Raw genomic sequence first — 15,695 nt, forward strand, 5'->3', positions numbered from 1 at the left:
CGTGGCGCACTCGATCCGGCCGGAGGGCGCGGCGGCGGCTGGCCCACGGGCGCGGTCGCACGCCGCCGCGACGGCCGGCCGGCTTCGAGAGCGCTGCTTTGAGGCAGCGCCGCTGCGCTGAGATCTGCGGTCGCCGCGCGTGGCGCGGCGGCGTTGGCCTCCGGCTCTCGAACTGGCGGGGTCTGGGCGTCGCTGCCCTTAGTCCCGCCGCGGCGTGCCGCAAGCTGCGCTGCGCGCAGCTCCTACTCTGCGTTTCGGCCCTGCGGGTGCAGCCCGCCTCTGTCGGCGAGACTGCCGGTCCGCTCCTGCCGCCCACCCCCCGCCATTCCGGCGCCGGTTGCGGTGGTTTGGAAGGAGCAGGAGCGATGTCGAAGTCTGAAAACCGTTCGAGCCTTTATGCCGAGGTGACGGCCCGTGTGATCGCCGAGCTGGAGCAGGGACGGCTGCCCTGGGTGCAGCCTTGGGACGCGTCCGCATGCGGGTGCGCGATGCCCGCAAATGCGGTCTCTGGACGCCGTTATTCGGGGATCAATGTCCTGATCCTGTGGGCGGCAGTGATCGAGGGGCGGTATCGGTCGCAGCGCTGGTTGACCTACAAGCAGGCCCAGGCGGCGGGCGGCAATGTCCGCAAGGGCGAGCGGGGGACAACCGTCTGCTATGCCGATCGGTTCACACCGAAGGACGAAGCCGAACGCGCGCGGGACGAGCATCGCGAGGCGCGGCAGCTGGCGTTCTTGAAGCGCTTCACCGTGTTTAACCTCGACCAGTGCGAGGGCTTGCCCGAGTGGTTCACGCCTGAAGTGACGCCTGATCCGGTGAACGATGCCGACCGCATCCCGGCAGCCTATGCGCTGATCGAGGCGAGCGGCGCCGACTTTCGGATTGGCGGTGGCGAAGCCTATTACAGCCCGTCCGGAGACTATGTCGCGGTGCCGCCGCAGCTGGCATTTCATTCCAAGATCAACTGGTACCGCACCGCGCTCCACGAGCTGGGGCATTGGACCGGGCACAGGTCGCGGCTCAACCGGGATCAGACGAGTGCATTCGGCAGCGCGGCCTATGCGCGCGAGGAGCTGGTTGCTGAGATGGCGAGCGCCTTCACCTGCGCATCATTGGCGATCCGGCCAACAGTTCGGCACGCCGATTATATCGGTAGCTGGCTGGCCGTCCTGCGCGAGGACGAGAAGGCGATCTTCCGTGCCGCGAGCGCGGCCAGCAAGGCGGCCGACTATCTGCTCGGCTTCGTTGCGGCGGACGAGCAGTGATCGTCCGATCATGCGCGGACCGGAATGGCCTTGCCTTCCGGTCCGCCCCTGCCACAGGTTAGGCCATCATGCGAACGGACCTCGACCATCTGCCCCAGGCCAAGCAGCGCGAGCTGGCGTTGGTCGTGCGCATCCTGTTCGAGGAATTCGCCGAGATCACCGCGCGCACCACCGATCCCAAGAAGAAGGCAGCGCGGATCCTCAAGCTGGTGCTGTTCGGATCGTACGCCCGCGGTGACTGGGTCGACGATCCGATCGGCGGCTATCACTCGGATTACGACATCCTCGTCGTGGTCAACGACGAGCGGCTAACCGATGTCACGGAGTATTGGGCCGCGGCCGATGACCGGCTGATGCGCGAGGTGACGATCGCGCAGACGCTCAGTGCGCCGGTCAATTTCATTGTCCACACGCTCACCGATGTGAACAAGCAGCTCGAGCGCGGGCGGCCGTTCTTCATCGATATCCTCAAGCAGGGGATCGCGCTGTACGAGGCGGAGGCTCACCCATTCGCGACGCCACAGAATCTGCCGCCCGAGGTAGCGAAAGCAGAAGCGCAGGAGCATTTCGATAATTGGTTCGCCAGCGCGGAGCGTCGCTTGGTCGCATTCGAGATGGAGATGCTTCAGACCAGGGCCGACGTTGAGTGGTGCAAGGATGCAGCGTTCACGCTACATCAGGCGACAGAGCGATTTTACCACTGCGTACTTCTGGTTCTCAATCTCTATAGTCCGAAGTCCCACCGGCTGAACTTCCTCCGCTCGCGCGCCGAGGACATTGCACCGGCATTGATCGAGGCTTGGCCGCGCGACGACAAGGACAGCCGTCGCCGTTTCGAACTGCTGCGACAGGCCTATGTCAACGCGCGCTACTCGCCACATTACAAGATCACGGGCGAGGAGCTGGCATGGCTCGGCGAGCGCGTCGCAGTGCTGCGCGATCTTGTCCGACGGGTGTGCGAAGAGCGGCTCGCGCCGCGCGACTGATCGCGCGGCGCTCGCGGGAATTATTCGGCTTTTGCAGCCGGCTTGCGTGCCGCGCGCTTCGCCTTCGGCGCGGGTTCAGGAGCAGCAGCGCGCGCTGCGCGACCTTGCGCGCCTAGGCCGATCTTCATCGCCATTTCGCGCCGCTGTGCCGAGTAGCTTTCCGCCACCATCGGATAGTCGGCCTTGAGCTTGTAGCGTGCACGATATTCTTCGGGAGTGAGGCCGTTCGTGCTCAGATGGCGGCGCAGCGTACGATAGGGCTTGCCGTCGATCATCGAGATGATGTGGTCCTTCGACGCGAGCGATTTGCGCACCGAAACTGCCGGCGTGAATTCCTGCTCGTTCAATGCGGCTTCATCGCCAGGCGTTGCCGAGGCTCCGTCAGCAAGTTCGCTCAGCGTCGCGTGCATCGTGCGGAGAAAAGCCGGCACGTCCTCGGCCGACGTCCGATTATTCTGATTGCCCAGCCACGCGATCGTCAGTTCCGTCGCCAGCTCGACCGTGTTCAACATATTCTCTTCAGACATTTCGACCCCTTGTCCGATGAAGCAAAATCTACCGCACGTCGGCAGAGTGATCGCCATACGCAAGCTGCAGCGGAAGTCGACTCTATCGCCGGTCAGATCCCAATTTTGCTTGCGCAAATTCTCGAATGCCGCGTCGATGCCAGATCGCTATCAGTCGTTCGCCCTCCTCGCTGCGTATCCTCGCCGCCGCTTCACTGAGGATGCCGAAAATCACTGCGCGATCATCGTCCACGAGATCCACCAGGCCAGCCTTTGCGACCAGCCCGCCCAGCTCGATCAACTGCCGCGTCCGTTCTCGGCGCTTCACTACCCAGGCTCGCTTGTCTTCACGCGCGGTCCGGATCTGCAGTCGATTGCGCGCCGCCATTACGCGCCGGTTCTCCGCCAGAATTTGGCGGAGTGATGCCGCGCACTTTGCGCTGACCCCGCTGAAAGAAGGTAACGCCGCGTTTGCGCCATCCCTCCTTAATCGTCGCATCTGCGGACTCGACCGCGCTCAGCAGCGCGCCGGCGAGCACTTCGACCGGCAGCCCATCCGCCCCAGTTGCGATGACCAGCTCGCCGAGCTGGACAAGCTTGCGTTGTTTCAGCTGCGATGCCCTGTGGTTGAGCGTTTTCAGCTCCGCTTCAAAGTCCCGTGGCTTTCGCATGGGGGCAACCTCCATTCCAGATGGGAGCCGCTTCAGTTATAGAGTAGATCGATCAGCGTAAATATTGTGAAACCGTGTGGGACAATCTGTCCCGAACAAGATGAAATCTTTTGAGGGCGCGCTTATACGTCGTGCCGACGTCGCTTGTTAAGTGTAGTTGGTATGGTCGCTATGGCGATCTACCATTTCTCCGCGAAGGTCATTTCCCGCGCCAACGGTTCTTCGGCGCTGGCGGCTGCCGCCTATCGCTCCGCGTCGCGGCTCTATGACCAACGGCTCGATCGCCATCACGATTTCTCGAACAAGGCCGGCGTCGTCCATTCCGAAGTGATGCTGCCCGAGGGTGCGCCCGAGCGCCTGGGCGACCGCGAAACCCTGTGGAATGAGGTCGAAGCCGTCGAGCTGCGCAAGGACGCGCAGCTTGCGCGGGAGATCGAGTTCGCGATTCCGCGCGAGCTATCCGAGAAACAAGGGATTGCGCTCGCGCGCGACTCCGTTCGGCGCGAGTTTGTCGACTCCGGCATGGTCGCCGATCTCAATATCCATTGGGATGTCGGTGCCGATGGCGAGGCCAAGCCGCACGCGCACGTCATGCTCGCCCTACGCGATGTCGACGAAGACGGTTTCGGCAAGAAGAACCGCGACTGGAACCGCACCGACCTTCTTGAGAAATGGCGCGAGCGCTGGGCCGAGCATGTCAACACGCGGCTGGCCGAACTCGACATTGATGCGCGTGTCGATCACCGGTCGCTGGAGGCGCAGGGCATCGACCTCGAGCCGCAGAACAAGATCGGCCCGGCTGCGTCGCGCATGGCCGCGCAGGGGCTCGAGCTTGAGCGGGTTGACGAGCATCGCGAGATCGCGCGTTCGAACGGCGCCAAGATCATCGCCGATCCGCGCATTGCGCTCGATGCGATCACGCACAACCAGGCCACCTTCACCACGCGTGACCTCGCCATGTTCGTGCACCGACACAGTGAAGGGAAGGAACAGTTCGATCATGTGATGGCAGCCGTGCGCGGCTCGCCCGATCTGGTCGCGCTTGGCAAGGATGGGCGCGGTGAGGACCGCTTCACCAGCCGGGCGATGATCGAGACCGAACAGCGGCTTGAGCGCGCGACCGTTCGGCTGGAGGCCAGCCGGCGGCATAATATCGCTGAGCCGCATCGCGAGCGCGCGCTGGCCACTGCTGCGAAGCGCGGCCTGGTGCTGTCCGTTGAACAGCGTTCGGCGTTCGAGCACGTCACCGACGCCAAAGGGATTAGCGTCGTTGTCGGCTATGCCGGCACCGGCAAATCCGCGATGCTCGGCGTCGCGCGCGAAGCCTGGGAGCGTGCTGGCTATCAGGTGCAGGGCCTCGCACTATCCGGCATCGCGGCGGAAAATCTGGAAAGCGGTTCGGGCATCGCGTCGCGCACCATCGCCAGCATCGAGAATCAATGGGCGCAGGATCGTGAATTGCTCACTCGCGATCATGTGCTGGTGATCGATGAGGCCGGTATGATCGGCTCGCGGCAGATGGAGCGCGTGATTGCCGAAGCCGAGAAGCGCGGTGCCAAGGTGGTGCTGGTCGGCGATCCCGAACAGCTCCAGGCGATCGAGGCGGGTTCGGCCTTCCGCTCGATTGCCGAGCGCCATGGCAGCGTCGAGATCACCGACATTCGCCGCCAGTGTGAAGACTGGCAGCGTGACGCCACCCGGCAGCTTGCCACCGGTCGAACCGGCGAGGCGTTGCAGGCCTATACCGAGTATGATCATGTCCATGCCGCTGACACGCGCGATCAGGCCCGTGCCGATCTGATTGATCGCTGGGATCGTGATCGTCAGGCGATGCCGGCTGCGACCCGCATCATCCTGACCCACACCAACGACGAGGTGCAGGCGCTCAACCAGGGCGCGCGCGACCGGCTGCGTATCGCCGGGCAGCTCGGTGAGGATGTCCCGCTGCGCGCCGAGCGCGGGCCGCGCAACTTCGCCTCGGGTGACCGGATCATGTTTCTCAAGAATGAGCGCAGCATGGGGGTGAGGAACGGTTCGCTCGGCATCGTCCAGAGCGTGACCGCCGCGCGCATGACGGTGACGCTCGATGATGGTCGCGCGGTCGCGTTCGACCTCAAGGACTATGCGCATGTCGATCACGGCTATGCCGCGACAATTCACAAGGCACAGGGTGTGACGATCGATCGAGCCCATGTGCTGGCGACGCCGGGTCTAGACCGCCATGCCGCCTATGTCGCGCTGTCGCGGCATCGCGACACCGTGGAGCTGCATTACGGTCGCGACGATTTCGCTGAGCCCTCGAAGCTGGTCCGGGCATTGTCGCGCGATCGTGCCAAGGACATGGCCTCGGATTACACGCGCGATTTCGCCGATCGTCGGCAGATCCGGCTGCCCGAGCCTGCAATTGAGAAAGCGAAGCCCGCGCCGGTGCGCGATCCGTTCGCTGGTCTGGACCTGCGGCCCATGGCGCCACCGCCGACACGCGGCATGTTCGATGGCGTGCGGATTGCGGCACCCCAGCCAGCTCGTGCGCCACAATCGATCGGTTTGGAAACCGCAGTGCAGCGCTTCGCCCGGGCAGCCGCCGATATCGTACGGATGCGCAACGACGGTTATGCCGAATTGCCGCATCAGCGGATCGCCTATGACAAGGCGCGCGAGGCGCTGGACACCGCGCGACCCGACGCGTCGCGCGATCTTCGCACAGCCTTTGCGCGCGATCCCGGCATGATCAGTGAAGCGGCGCAGGGGCGCACCAACGCTGCGCTTCGCGCGATGGCGCTGGAAGCGGAGTTGCGTGTCAGTCCGGAGAAGCGTGCCGATCGGTTTGTCGAGGACTGGCAGAAACTGGCCAAGGCACATCGTGCATTCCGCCATGCCGGCGATGACGCGGGCGCCCGGGCCATCGGCCAGCAGATGGGTGCCTGGGGCAAGAGCCTTGAACGCGATGCCCAGGTCGAGTCGCTGGTCAAAAAGCGGCTGCCGGAACTCGGGATCAGGGCCAGCGGAGGCAATTCGATATCCCACAATGTGCAGGAATGGCTCGGCCTCTCGCGTGGTCGCGGACTCGGACGATAGATCTTCGCGAATGGATCAGGAAACCAACCGCGCAGTCGACACCAGCCTTGCCGCCCATGCGTTTGGCGAGTTGCGTGCAGAGATCAGCCTGTTGCGTCGAGCTGTCGAGCGGCTGACCGACGAGCGAACATCGCAGCCTGATTATGCACCCAGCCTTGAGGCAATTGCCAAACGGCTGGAGGATGTCTGCGCCTCGGTGGAGCGGCTGTCGGAGCGGCCAGCGCTGAAGCTCACGCCTGAAGCAATGGCGCGAGAGATCGCGGCAGTCGCGGTTGCAAGCCGGGGACGGGACCAGGAAATGTTGCGGAGCGCCGCCGCGAACATGGACGAGGCCGCCGGCAATCTCAGCGCAGCGCTTGTAGGCGCGCGGTCCGCTGCAGAGCAGAACCGCGAATTGCTGCACAACCGCGTGGCCTTTGCCATCGCTGGTATGGTGACGTTCGCGATTCTGCCCGGTGCGGTCGCGAGATCGCTGCCCGTCAGCTGGGCCGTGCCCGAGCGGATTGCGGCACGAATGCTGGGTGCCGATATGTGGCGGGCCGGTCAGCAGATGATGGCGAAGGCCGATCCAGAGCGCTGGGAACAGATTGCCACCCGCGAACGGCGTCAACGGCCAGTCAAAGGCGAGTAGCGGCTTTGCGCCCTAAGCTCGGTCATCTGACGCGCTGCAAGCGGGTCCCGGAAGCAGCCTTTCTTTCAGATGATTTCGACGGGTATGAGGTGGATCGCTGCCCGACCGCTTTCAGGGACGCTGCCCACCTAATGCGCTGGCTCGTTCACTCCAAGATGGTTGGCTGGCATCGTCGAGTGAGTTTCCAACTGGACCCGGCGCTAAACGGCGCAATCTCAGTTGCAAAGGGTTCTAAGCCGCGCGAGGTGCTTCGGATCGACGAGTTCAATCATCTCAAAAAGCTGCTTCACTGCTCCCCTGGTTTCCTCCAGCGTCATCGTGGAGAAGGATAGCAGGTCGTCGATATTGTCGGAATGCGATTCGACTTGGGCGAGCCGTTCGAGTGCGGCAAGGCGCTCGCGGTCCACGTCCGGGTAATCGCTGACCAGCTTGTCGAGCTGGCTCGGAAGTCCGCCGCCGCCCGGGCACTTGAAAGCAAGGAAGACGTCCAGCACCCGTCGGATTACGTTGGGTATCATGTAGCCGTGGTCATCATATGCGTCCGGCTGGTTCACGAACCGTAGCAGGTGGCTGAAAAGGAAGTGGTATTCGGAATCATACTCCCGGAGCAGCTTCGACATCTCGATGATCCTGGAGGAGCGCCGCTGCTGCCCTTCCGGGATCGTGACGTCGATGAACAGGAATGTCGCGGTCTGCGCCTTGCCTTCGGCTGGCCGCACCTTGCCTTTCCACGCTTTCCTGAACTCGTTCATGCACTGCAGGTTGTGGGTCAGGATGAACACTTGGGCGGCCTTCTCGAGGCGAGTCCGTACGAGTGAGCAAGCGAAGTTCAAGGCCTTCGTGTCGAGGCTCGACACGGGATCGTCGACGACCACGATGACGTCCTTAAGCTTCCGGTTGTCGGCCTCGATCGACGACAGGAAGTACGAGATCGCGATAGCGGTCTTCTCGCCCTCGCTGGGGACTCCGGCAATAGGCGTCCCGTGTCGCTGCAGCTCGTAGCCCTCGTCGACGGGAGTGATCGTCAGCTCACCGTGGCCGAGGTACGCAGCGATCAGCTTGTTAATCACCTTGGCGGCTGGGCCGTGCGTTCGTATCTGCTGGTGCAGCTTACGCGCCGTCTCCCTCAGCGCCGCGAGGGCGTCTGACTGCGTCTTCAGCTCACCGGTCGCGTCCTCCAGGTCCTTCGCGATCTTCACGTAGTCGACGCGGCAGTCGACAATGAAGTGCCGCCGGATCGAGGTCTCGGCCGTGTCTTTGCGTTTCGCGAAGTCGGCCACCGCCTGGTTGTGGGCAGCGATAGCCTCGTTGATGGCAGCCACGTTCGCAGCGAGACGTTCTGCGGTCGCCAGTACCTCCGCCTCTGCGGCGACGCCCTGCATGTCGGCGGGCGTCGCCGGACGCTCGCGCTTGGCGGTGAGCACTATCTCCAGCGTCTCGAGCTGCCTCACGAGCTGCGTCACCTCTCTCGAGGCGGCGGCGCGCGCGTCCTTAAACCCGGCCCGGAGTTCGCTGGAGAGGTCGTCGGCGGCGGGAAGCCGAGAAGTCATCAGGGTGGTTGTCTCGACGAGTTTCCCCAGGCGGTCCGCCGTCGTAGTGAGGCGGGCGACGAACTGATCGACGCTGTCGTCCAGTGCGACTGCCAGCAGCGCCCGTCGCTCCGGAGAGACCGGGTTGCCGCAGTGCAGGCACTCGGCAATGCCGTTCCTCTCATGATATTCGTGCCCCTGCTTGAGCCAGAGCAGCATGTCAGGATGGTGCTGCACCTCGTCGAGCGCCACCTGCGCCAATGACTGGCCGCAAACATCAGCGATGAAGCGGTATGCGGTCCCGATCGTCGCCTTGTCGAACGTCACCGGGGCGAGGCGGGGCATCGGCTCTTCCAGCCGGCGCGTGTCCTCGGCTGCCTTCAGCTCCTCGTCGGTGAGCAGCGCCCCGCCGTCTTCCTTCCAAGTCTCGTAGTCCTTGGCGAGCGCAGGCGCCTCGTACTTGCGGCTGCCTAGATGGAGGCGGGACGCGATGGACTTCGCGCGCTCCCTCTTGAAGTTGGCGAAGGTTTTGTCAGCGCCTCGCTCTGCCGCTGCAGCTACCTCCCTCTTCGCCTCGACCTTGACGATGTCGGCCTCGAGCCGCGTCAGTTCGGCTGCAGCGTCGGCCTGGCCCGCGCCGATGTAGAATACCGGGTTCGCGCGTGCGGCGGACCACTGCAGGTTCCGCTCGATATAGTCCGCGTTGAACACCAGCAGGCGCTGCTCGAGCCCGGCTGGGTTGGTCGGGCAGCCGAAGGCTGACCCATCGTCCATCGTCACCTCGAACGAGCCGCCGTCGGGAAGTTTAGGGTGCGGTGCGCCGGCCTCAAGGCTCGCGAACATGCGTGACAGCGTGCTCTTACCTGACCCGTTGAAACCGTAGACCAGATTGAAGCGCCGGAACTGCAGCGACGGCGAGCGGGCTCCCCGGTCGGCATAAATGCCCATTCTCTGCAGCGATTTGATATTCGTGATCATCCCCATCGCTGGAGTTCATTCCTCCTCCGTACCGATGTCAACTTCCGTGTTGTCGCATCGCACCGTCTCGCGTCGCCCAGCTGCGGAACGGAGGTGCGGCGATGTTTCAAAGGAAGCTGTGAGCGAGCGATCGACATTCGAATTTGGCATCTGACGCGGTTGAAGAGGCCTGCGTAAGTCGCTTCTGTTACTGCTGAGCGTTCTCGTCCGTTAGTTAGTCACGCTTACTCATACCATTTTCCTACGATGACCCCCGTCTGCGATCACACGGCGCTGATGACACTTCTTGACGATAGCAGCGCGCACCCAGAACTGGCAGCCGCCATAAGGCGGGCGCACGACGTCTATTCCGCCCACCGCGACAGCGCGCTTAGAATGGTATTCCAGACCAAGGCCCAGATCGAGCGGGCGGCCGGCTAATAGATCCGAACCGGACTAAAGACGTTCCGATCCGGAGCTATTCTGCCGCGATCGCCAACGTCTGCCTTGCCGCCGCGCGGAAACCCCGTCCGGTTCCGGGATGCGCGGCATGCTCGCCCTTCAGCGCTAAATAAACGGCGGGGACTGGCGTGGCCGCTTCTGCCGGCGGGGTGCCTTGCGCCGTCTCGCGCAGCAGCTCGGGTTGTTCGGTTGTGATCGGGGTCCCAAGCAGCTGGGTCCGGATCGCACGCGCTAGTACCTCGCCGAGCAGGGAGGGCACGGCGTTCCCGAGCTGCTTCTGCGCGTCGCTGACCGAACCGAGGACCATGAAGTCGTCGGGGAAGGTCTGAAGGCGGGCCATCTCGCGCATGCTCAGTCGACGGCTTTTCCAGTGGAAGGGACCCGTGGCCGGGCCGGGTTGCGCTTGCAGCGTCCAGGCAGGCTGGTCCTTGGCCAGCTTGAGCAGGAACGACCAGTAGCGGCGGCGCCAGCCGAACAGCGGCTCGCCTTCGCCGCGATCGGTGTGGTGGAGATAGTTCAGGCCCTCGGGAATCGAGGGGAGGAGCCCGGCCCATTTGCCCTTGAGCGCGAGCGCCGTGTCGCGCGGTTCGGGCAGGTCGTGGAGCGCATCCCAGGCGGTCAGCCAGCGGCGCCGATTGTCGCCGGGGCGCTCGGCGTCGGGGCCGAAATGTGTCGGCTCGGGGAAGCGGAACCGCGCGCCGTCGCGCGCGGCGACTATGAGCAGGCGCCGGCGTACCTGCGGCACGCCATAGTCGGCGGCGTTGAGCACCGCGATCTCGGGCTTGTAGGCGGTGCCATAGCGCCGGTTGATCGCCGCCACCGCCTCGCGGATCCGGGCGAGGCCCTCGTCCTTACCCTTGAAGCCCAGCCCTTCGACATTCTCGAGCAGGAAGGCGCGCGGGCGCGCCTCTTCCAGGATGCGCAGATAATGGTCGATCGTCGTCGCGCGCGGGTCGTCGAGGCGGCGCGCCTCGCCTGTCGCCCAGAAGCCGGACTTGGAGAAGGGCTGGCAGGGCGGGCCGCCGATCAGGACGTCCGCCTCGCCGACCGCGAGGCACGCAGCCTTGAGCAGCTCCTCGGTCGAGACCTGGCCGACGTCGCGCGCGATCACCGGCCAAGGCCGATTGGCGCGCAGCGTCTCGACGCAGCGCGCGTCCATCTCGACCGCGACCCGCGTGTCGAACCCCGCCGCCTCGAAGCCGAGGTCGAGGCCACCGGCCCCCGTGAACAAGCTGATTGCGGTAAGGCGCTTCATCACGCCGCTCCTACGCGCGCGTAGGCCGCCTTGAAAGCCTGTCCGGCTTCTGCGGTCCACCGTTCGTCGATCAGCACCTTATTGTCGAGCTTGCCGGGGCAGTCGGGACGCGGATTGAGGAGCCAAGGCACGGCATAGCGGAACTCCCAATCCTCGGTGACGGCGTGAAGGCAGCCGGCGACGATGTCGAAGTCTGTCGGCGCATAATAACGCGAGCAGGGATCGGTCTTGGAGGCGCGGGTACGCTGGAAGTCGATCCTGGCCAGTCCAGCGGCGTTGGTCTTGCGTGACACGTTCTTGCACTCGACGAGCAGGGGCGGGCCGCCATGCCAGCGCAGGCGAAGGTCGGCGCCACCTTCCTCGTCCAGCCGCTCGCAGTCGGTGACGCCCTTGGTGCGGCTCAGCACGTCGCGCAGCTTCTCCTCGGCGACCCAGCCGCGCACCGCCATCTTGAGCCGACGGGCGCCGGCGATCAGCTCGAGGATCTGGCCCGGCTCCAGCGCGAACTCGGCTGCCAGCGGGTGGATGGCGGCACCGGACAGCGTCGCGCTCGCTCCGCTGGCGCCCGGCGTGACCGCGGTAAAAAGCTGCGGCCGTTCCGCGAGCAGCTGCCGGTCGCCCGGCGACAGGCCCTGCGCCGCGCGCTCGAAGCGGACGAGATCGAGGAAGCTGTCCCGGGTGCCGCCGACCAAGGTCTCGAAGCTGAATAGGCGCTCGCCGGGCTGGAGGTCCTTGCGGCCCCGGCTCTCGCGCTCCCAAGCATGCCACCCGTCGCGCAGAATGGCGTCGGCATGGCGTTGTTTGAACTCGAGCCGGATGAAGAAGCGGGTGGGGTTGTGCACCTCGGGATCGGCCGCAACGAAGAAACCTTCCTTGGTGTCGATGCCCAGGAACAGCGTGGTGTAGAGCCCGAGCGGATCCTGGTAGAGCGTGTGGAGCTGCTTGTCGTCGGTGCCGTACTTGATCTGGAAGCTGCGCTCGTCCTGAGGACGGTTGACCTTGGTCGGGGATTCGTTCGCGAAGAAGGCATAGGCGATGATCCCCATGCGCTCGCCGGCCGGCGTCTCGAAGGTGATCACGAATGGCGCCTCGCCGGCGTCTGGCGCGTGCAGGATGATGCAGCCCGAGGCGCGCAGGGCGTCGAGCATGAAGTCGACCAGCGGCGCCCGCGCGGCGCGCTGGACAGGATAACGGCGAAGTCCCAGGATCATGGTCATGATAGTGGCCGAGGACGCGAGGATAGGAAAGCGGGCATGCGCAGCCGGCCGGAGCTAATATGTTGAAAGTCGTCCTCGATACCCGGCCAGGCTCGGGCTATCTCGATAGCGACGAGCGCTATCATTTTCCGGGCGGCCGCTACCTCAAGCACGCTCTGCCGGCGCTCGGGCAATGGGTCGTGCTCTACGAGCCGCGGCGCGAAGGCGGGCGCGCAGCCTATGTCGCCGTGGCGCGACTCGCCGAGGTGACGCCCGATCCCGATCGGCCCGGCTATCATTTTGCGCGGCTCGTCGAGCGCTTGCCCTTCGACGCGCCCCTGCCGCTTCGGGGACCGGCCGGCTACCGTGAGGCCCTGCTGCGCGCCGTCGAGGATCCGCGAGCCGTCGGGCGCGCACTGCAGGGGCGGTCGATCCGGCCGCTGTCCGACGTGGACTTCGCCGGCATCGTCAGCGCCGGGCTAAGCGAGACGTTGGCGCTCGAAAATCGCCGTCGTCTCAATCTCGATCACATCGAGGATCCGGCCATCGCAGCGCTGCTCGACGGCCCGGAGATCGCGCCGCGACTGGAGCGCGTGCTCGCCAGCCGGGTCGTGCGCGACGCGGCATTTCGCCGAGCGGTGCTCGACGCCTATGAGGACACTTGTGCGGCGACCGGCATCCGCATCATCAATGGTGGTGGCCGCGCCGAGGCTCAGGCCGCGCATATCGTGCCGGTGGGCGATGGCGGTCCGGACGACGTTCAGAACGGCATCGCCTTGTCCGCGACGCTGCACTGGTTGTTCGATCGCCACCTGATCTCGATCGGCGAGGACTGGCGGCTGCTGATCTCGCACAACAAGGTACCGGCGGAACTGCGGGGACTGATGGCCGGGCACGATCAGGCGATACGGCTGCCTCGCGACCGGGCCTTATGGCCAAGCCCGCGCTTCGTCGCACATCATCGCGAGCGTTTCGCCGCTGGCGGATGACCGGGCCGGTCGTTGGGCGCCCGGAAGCCTAGGCGGTCGCGGTTAATCTCGGGGCGACCTACTTTCCGGCAGCGAACCATGGCAGCAGCTCGCCCAGGCGATCGGTGAATGGATAGGAGCGAACCACGTCCTTTTGCGCCGCATGCGCCACCAGCAGCATCCATCCCTTCTTCTCGCCGGAGGCGATCTCCCGGCAGCCGTCGAGAAAGCTGGTGCCGGACCCGTTCTGCAGGGCAAACTCGACGTCGTCGATCTGACAGAAGGCGATGTCGCGCCGGTCTTCGGGCTCGATGCTACCCTCGGCGTCCGCGAGCGCGTTGGCTGCCTGGAGCACGTCAACTGCCTGCTTTAGCGCCATTGCAAGCCAGCTATCGGCGGTCACCAGGATCCCCTGGCAATCGGGGGCCACGCTCGGCGTGCCCGCGATGCCTATCCGGGCATGCGCGAAGAAGCGCCAGAGCTGGTAGATGCCCTTGGCCATCTCGTCGAAGCCCATGCTCGCCTCAAGCACCGGGTCGTCGCCAAATCGGGCCTCGAACGTCATGCGCTTCGCCTTGCACTCGATGGCGGCGACGACTGTGCCGCCTTCGGCGGAGATCAGCACGTCCGGCGTGCGAAAACTGGCCTTTTTGGGCCCGTAGGTCGTCTCCCGGCTGACATGGTAGGGAGCCATCATCGCCGTCAGATAGTCGTGCACATATTGCTCGAAGCGGCGGCCGATGTCGGTCCAAACGCCAGCTCCTCCACGCACGACATCGAGGTACAGGCCGGAAGTATAGCGGTACATAACCAGCTCCGGTATCGGCGCGATCAGTCGCTCGCCGTCCGGACCGAAGGCCAGGATCGGGTAGCCACGCAGCAGGCTAGGTCGATACGCCGTATGGCGTCGCCCGGCGCGCATCGCGGCCGCGCTTTTCCTGGCGGTCGCGATCTCCAGGCTGAACCGCGCGAGCGCGGCATTTCGTTGCTCGAGCGTGATGCCCAGCTCCGAAAGATCGCGATCGCGGTCGATCACGGCGCCCCTGGTGAAGGCGCCGGAGAAATAGGCTCCCACCTTGACGAGCTGCGCGACGGAAATGCCAGCGTCCTCCGCGAAGAACTCTGCTGCCGAGCCCGACCCGTATAGGAACATCGACCGATAGAGGTTGGGCGCGTTCGCCACGCCGCGCTGCCAGTGAAATTGTCGCTGGGCTATGCGAGCCATCTCGTAGAGCACGTCATGCTTCTGGAGATATAGCCCATCTTCCGCGTTCTCGAGATCAATGAGATTGCTAAGAAGCAGCTGGAACACCGCGAAGCGATCGTGGCGCAGCACCCGCGTTTGCCCCGTGCCCAATCCCGGGCGCTTGCGCGTCGCCAGCAGCTCGTTGACCAGCGTCTCCATCGACCAGGGTGGAATATAGTACGGCGAGCCCAGCTCCGCGCCGATCGCTTCGCGTGGAAAGTCGGGCAGGAGCTGGTATGGAGGCTTGCCTCCCGCTTGATAGGCGCTGATCGCCGACATCGCCGCGATCATCGGCTCGTCGAGCGATCGTCCGAGATTTCGCTCCAGCTTGCGCCTGTAGATGTCGCGGCCGAGCGCGCTCATGTCACCCTCGGCTCTCGCGGTCCGGTTCGATATTTACATGCCGGAAGGCGTCGGCAAAAGCGTCCTGAAGTCCCTCTGAAGGCATCGAAAGAAAGGCGCAGGCGATCGGCGCGAACGCCTCGATCGCCTCGATGGGATCACGAAACTCCTCGCCCTGACGTGCTACCTCCAGGACCGCATAGACCGCGCGCAGATCGGCGCGGCGGACCTGATAGTCTAGGCTATGGCCAAACTTGTTCCGCACGCCGTTCAGCTGTTTGATGCCGGGTTTCACGAAAGCGGCGCTATCGCCGCTATTGGGAAGTAAGGCGACTTTTTGGGCGAAGGTAAGCCGGGCATCACCGATGTCGTCGACGTCGAGGCTTTGCTCAAGATAGGTCGTGAGGAAATTCTCGACGATGAGATGCGTACGCAAGACTCGCCCGATGGGATCATGGTCTGTCTCGGCGAGTTCCAGGAATTTACGGTTCGCACGCTCGAATTCTTCCTCGACCTCTTCCCAATGGGGCTCGAGAATAGCAAGAATGCGATCGATGCCGTGGATGTCGCGCATTGTCGAAATCTCCTGAGCGCGCAGCGCGC

At 64.7% G+C, this 15,695-nt stretch carries 13 protein-coding genes; 5 read left to right on the plus strand and 8 right to left on the minus strand.

Annotated elements, in window-relative coordinates:
- Window positions 1-365 precede the first annotated feature (365 nt).
- Both RZN05_RS19640 and RZN05_RS19645 read left to right on the plus strand, forming a co-directional pair.
- Window positions 366-1,265 carry an ArdC family protein gene (locus tag RZN05_RS19640; RefSeq protein WP_317228373.1) on the plus strand — a complete coding sequence of 300 codons (900 nt, stop codon included), beginning with the start codon at window positions 366-368 and terminating at the stop codon, window positions 1,263-1,265.
- Window positions 1,266-1,333: 68 nt separating this feature from the next.
- Window positions 1,334-2,251: a nucleotidyltransferase domain-containing protein gene (locus RZN05_RS19645; RefSeq protein WP_317228374.1), complete on the plus strand. Its 918-nt coding sequence runs from the start codon at window positions 1,334-1,336 to the stop codon at window positions 2,249-2,251.
- A 20-nt stretch (window positions 2,252-2,271) separates the two neighbouring features.
- Here RZN05_RS19645 and RZN05_RS19650 read toward each other — a convergent pair whose 3' ends face one another.
- From RZN05_RS19650 to RZN05_RS19660, 3 genes are all read right to left on the minus strand, one after another.
- On the minus strand, window positions 2,272-2,778 hold the full coding sequence (locus RZN05_RS19650; RefSeq protein ID WP_317228574.1) for a MucR family transcriptional regulator: 507 nt from the start codon (window positions 2,776-2,778) through the stop codon (window positions 2,272-2,274).
- 82 nt (window positions 2,779-2,860) lie between these two features.
- Window positions 2,861-3,145, minus strand: coding sequence for a conjugal transfer protein TraD (locus tag RZN05_RS19655; RefSeq protein ID WP_317228375.1), 285 nt, complete (start codon window positions 3,143-3,145; stop codon window positions 2,861-2,863).
- The gene (locus tag RZN05_RS19660) at window positions 3,105-3,428 is read right to left on the minus strand and encodes a conjugal transfer protein TraD (RefSeq protein WP_317228376.1); all 324 of its coding nucleotides are present in this window, start codon (window positions 3,426-3,428) and stop codon (window positions 3,105-3,107) included. Before RZN05_RS19660 ends, RZN05_RS19655 begins: the two co-directional genes overlap by 41 nt.
- Window positions 3,429-3,599: 171 nt before the next feature.
- Here RZN05_RS19660 and traA point away from each other — a divergent pair, with 171 nt between their 5' ends.
- Window positions 3,600-6,506 carry a Ti-type conjugative transfer relaxase TraA gene (traA, locus tag RZN05_RS19665; RefSeq protein WP_317228377.1) on the plus strand — a complete coding sequence of 969 codons (2,907 nt, stop codon included), beginning with the start codon at window positions 3,600-3,602 and terminating at the stop codon, window positions 6,504-6,506.
- A 10-nt stretch (window positions 6,507-6,516) separates the two neighbouring features.
- Entirely contained in the window at window positions 6,517-7,137 is a 621-nt protein-coding gene (locus tag RZN05_RS19670) for a DUF6118 family protein (RefSeq protein ID WP_317228378.1), read from the plus strand.
- 215 nt (window positions 7,138-7,352) lie between these two features.
- Here the strand turns inward: RZN05_RS19670 and RZN05_RS19675 are convergent, their stop codons facing one another.
- From RZN05_RS19675 to RZN05_RS19685, 3 genes are all read right to left on the minus strand, one after another.
- Entirely contained in the window at window positions 7,353-9,650 is a 2,298-nt protein-coding gene (locus tag RZN05_RS19675) for an AAA family ATPase (protein ID WP_317228379.1), read from the minus strand.
- Between the two features lie 451 nt (window positions 9,651-10,101).
- On the minus strand, window positions 10,102-11,340 hold the full coding sequence (locus RZN05_RS19680) for a DNA cytosine methyltransferase (RefSeq protein ID WP_317228380.1): 1,239 nt from the start codon (window positions 11,338-11,340) through the stop codon (window positions 10,102-10,104).
- Entirely contained in the window at window positions 11,340-12,557 is a 1,218-nt protein-coding gene (locus RZN05_RS19685) for a hypothetical protein (RefSeq protein WP_317228381.1), read from the minus strand. The genes RZN05_RS19680 and RZN05_RS19685 overlap by 1 nt, the downstream gene beginning before the upstream one ends.
- Window positions 12,558-12,616: 59 nt before the next feature.
- On the opposite strand from RZN05_RS19685, the gene RZN05_RS19690 reads away from it, so the two are divergent.
- Window positions 12,617-13,525 carry an HNH endonuclease gene (locus RZN05_RS19690; RefSeq protein WP_317228382.1) on the plus strand — a complete coding sequence of 303 codons (909 nt, stop codon included), beginning with the start codon at window positions 12,617-12,619 and terminating at the stop codon, window positions 13,523-13,525.
- Window positions 13,526-13,583: 58 nt separating this feature from the next.
- Here RZN05_RS19690 and RZN05_RS19695 read toward each other — a convergent pair whose 3' ends face one another.
- Both RZN05_RS19695 and RZN05_RS19700 read right to left on the minus strand, forming a co-directional pair.
- Window positions 13,584-15,113: a hypothetical protein gene (locus RZN05_RS19695; protein WP_317228383.1), complete on the minus strand. Its 1,530-nt coding sequence runs from the start codon at window positions 15,111-15,113 to the stop codon at window positions 13,584-13,586.
- Between the two features lies 1 nt (window position 15,114).
- Entirely contained in the window at window positions 15,115-15,666 is a 552-nt protein-coding gene (locus tag RZN05_RS19700) for a hypothetical protein (protein ID WP_317228384.1), read from the minus strand.
- Window positions 15,667-15,695 lie beyond the last annotated feature (29 nt).

This window comes from Sphingomonas sp. HF-S4 (assembly GCF_032911445.1).
Taxonomy (GTDB): domain Bacteria; phylum Pseudomonadota; class Alphaproteobacteria; order Sphingomonadales; family Sphingomonadaceae; genus Sphingomonas; species Sphingomonas agrestis.

Coding starts and splice junctions, on each gene's coding strand:
- RZN05_RS19640 (WP_317228373.1), top strand. CDS start 366: ATGTCGAAGTCTGAAAACCGTTCGAGCCTTTATGCCGAGGTGACGGCC.
- RZN05_RS19645 (WP_317228374.1), top strand. CDS start 1,334: ATGCGAACGGACCTCGACCATCTGCCCCAGGCCAAGCAGCGCGAGCTG.
- RZN05_RS19650 (WP_317228574.1), bottom strand. CDS start 2,778: ATGTCTGAAGAGAATATGTTGAACACGGTCGAGCTGGCGACGGAACTG.
- RZN05_RS19655 (WP_317228375.1), bottom strand. CDS start 3,145: ATGGCGGCGCGCAATCGACTGCAGATCCGGACCGCGCGTGAAGACAAG.
- RZN05_RS19660 (WP_317228376.1), bottom strand. CDS start 3,428: ATGCGAAAGCCACGGGACTTTGAAGCGGAGCTGAAAACGCTCAACCAC.
- traA (WP_317228377.1), top strand. CDS start 3,600: ATGGCGATCTACCATTTCTCCGCGAAGGTCATTTCCCGCGCCAACGGT.
- RZN05_RS19670 (WP_317228378.1), top strand. CDS start 6,517: ATGGATCAGGAAACCAACCGCGCAGTCGACACCAGCCTTGCCGCCCAT.
- RZN05_RS19675 (WP_317228379.1), bottom strand. CDS start 9,650: ATGGGGATGATCACGAATATCAAATCGCTGCAGAGAATGGGCATTTAT.
- RZN05_RS19680 (WP_317228380.1), bottom strand. CDS start 11,340: ATGAAGCGCCTTACCGCAATCAGCTTGTTCACGGGGGCCGGTGGCCTC.
- RZN05_RS19685 (WP_317228381.1), bottom strand. CDS start 12,557: ATGACCATGATCCTGGGACTTCGCCGTTATCCTGTCCAGCGCGCCGCG.
- RZN05_RS19690 (WP_317228382.1), top strand. CDS start 12,617: ATGTTGAAAGTCGTCCTCGATACCCGGCCAGGCTCGGGCTATCTCGAT.
- RZN05_RS19695 (WP_317228383.1), bottom strand. CDS start 15,113: ATGAGCGCGCTCGGCCGCGACATCTACAGGCGCAAGCTGGAGCGAAAT.
- RZN05_RS19700 (WP_317228384.1), bottom strand. CDS start 15,666: ATGCGCGACATCCACGGCATCGATCGCATTCTTGCTATTCTCGAGCCC.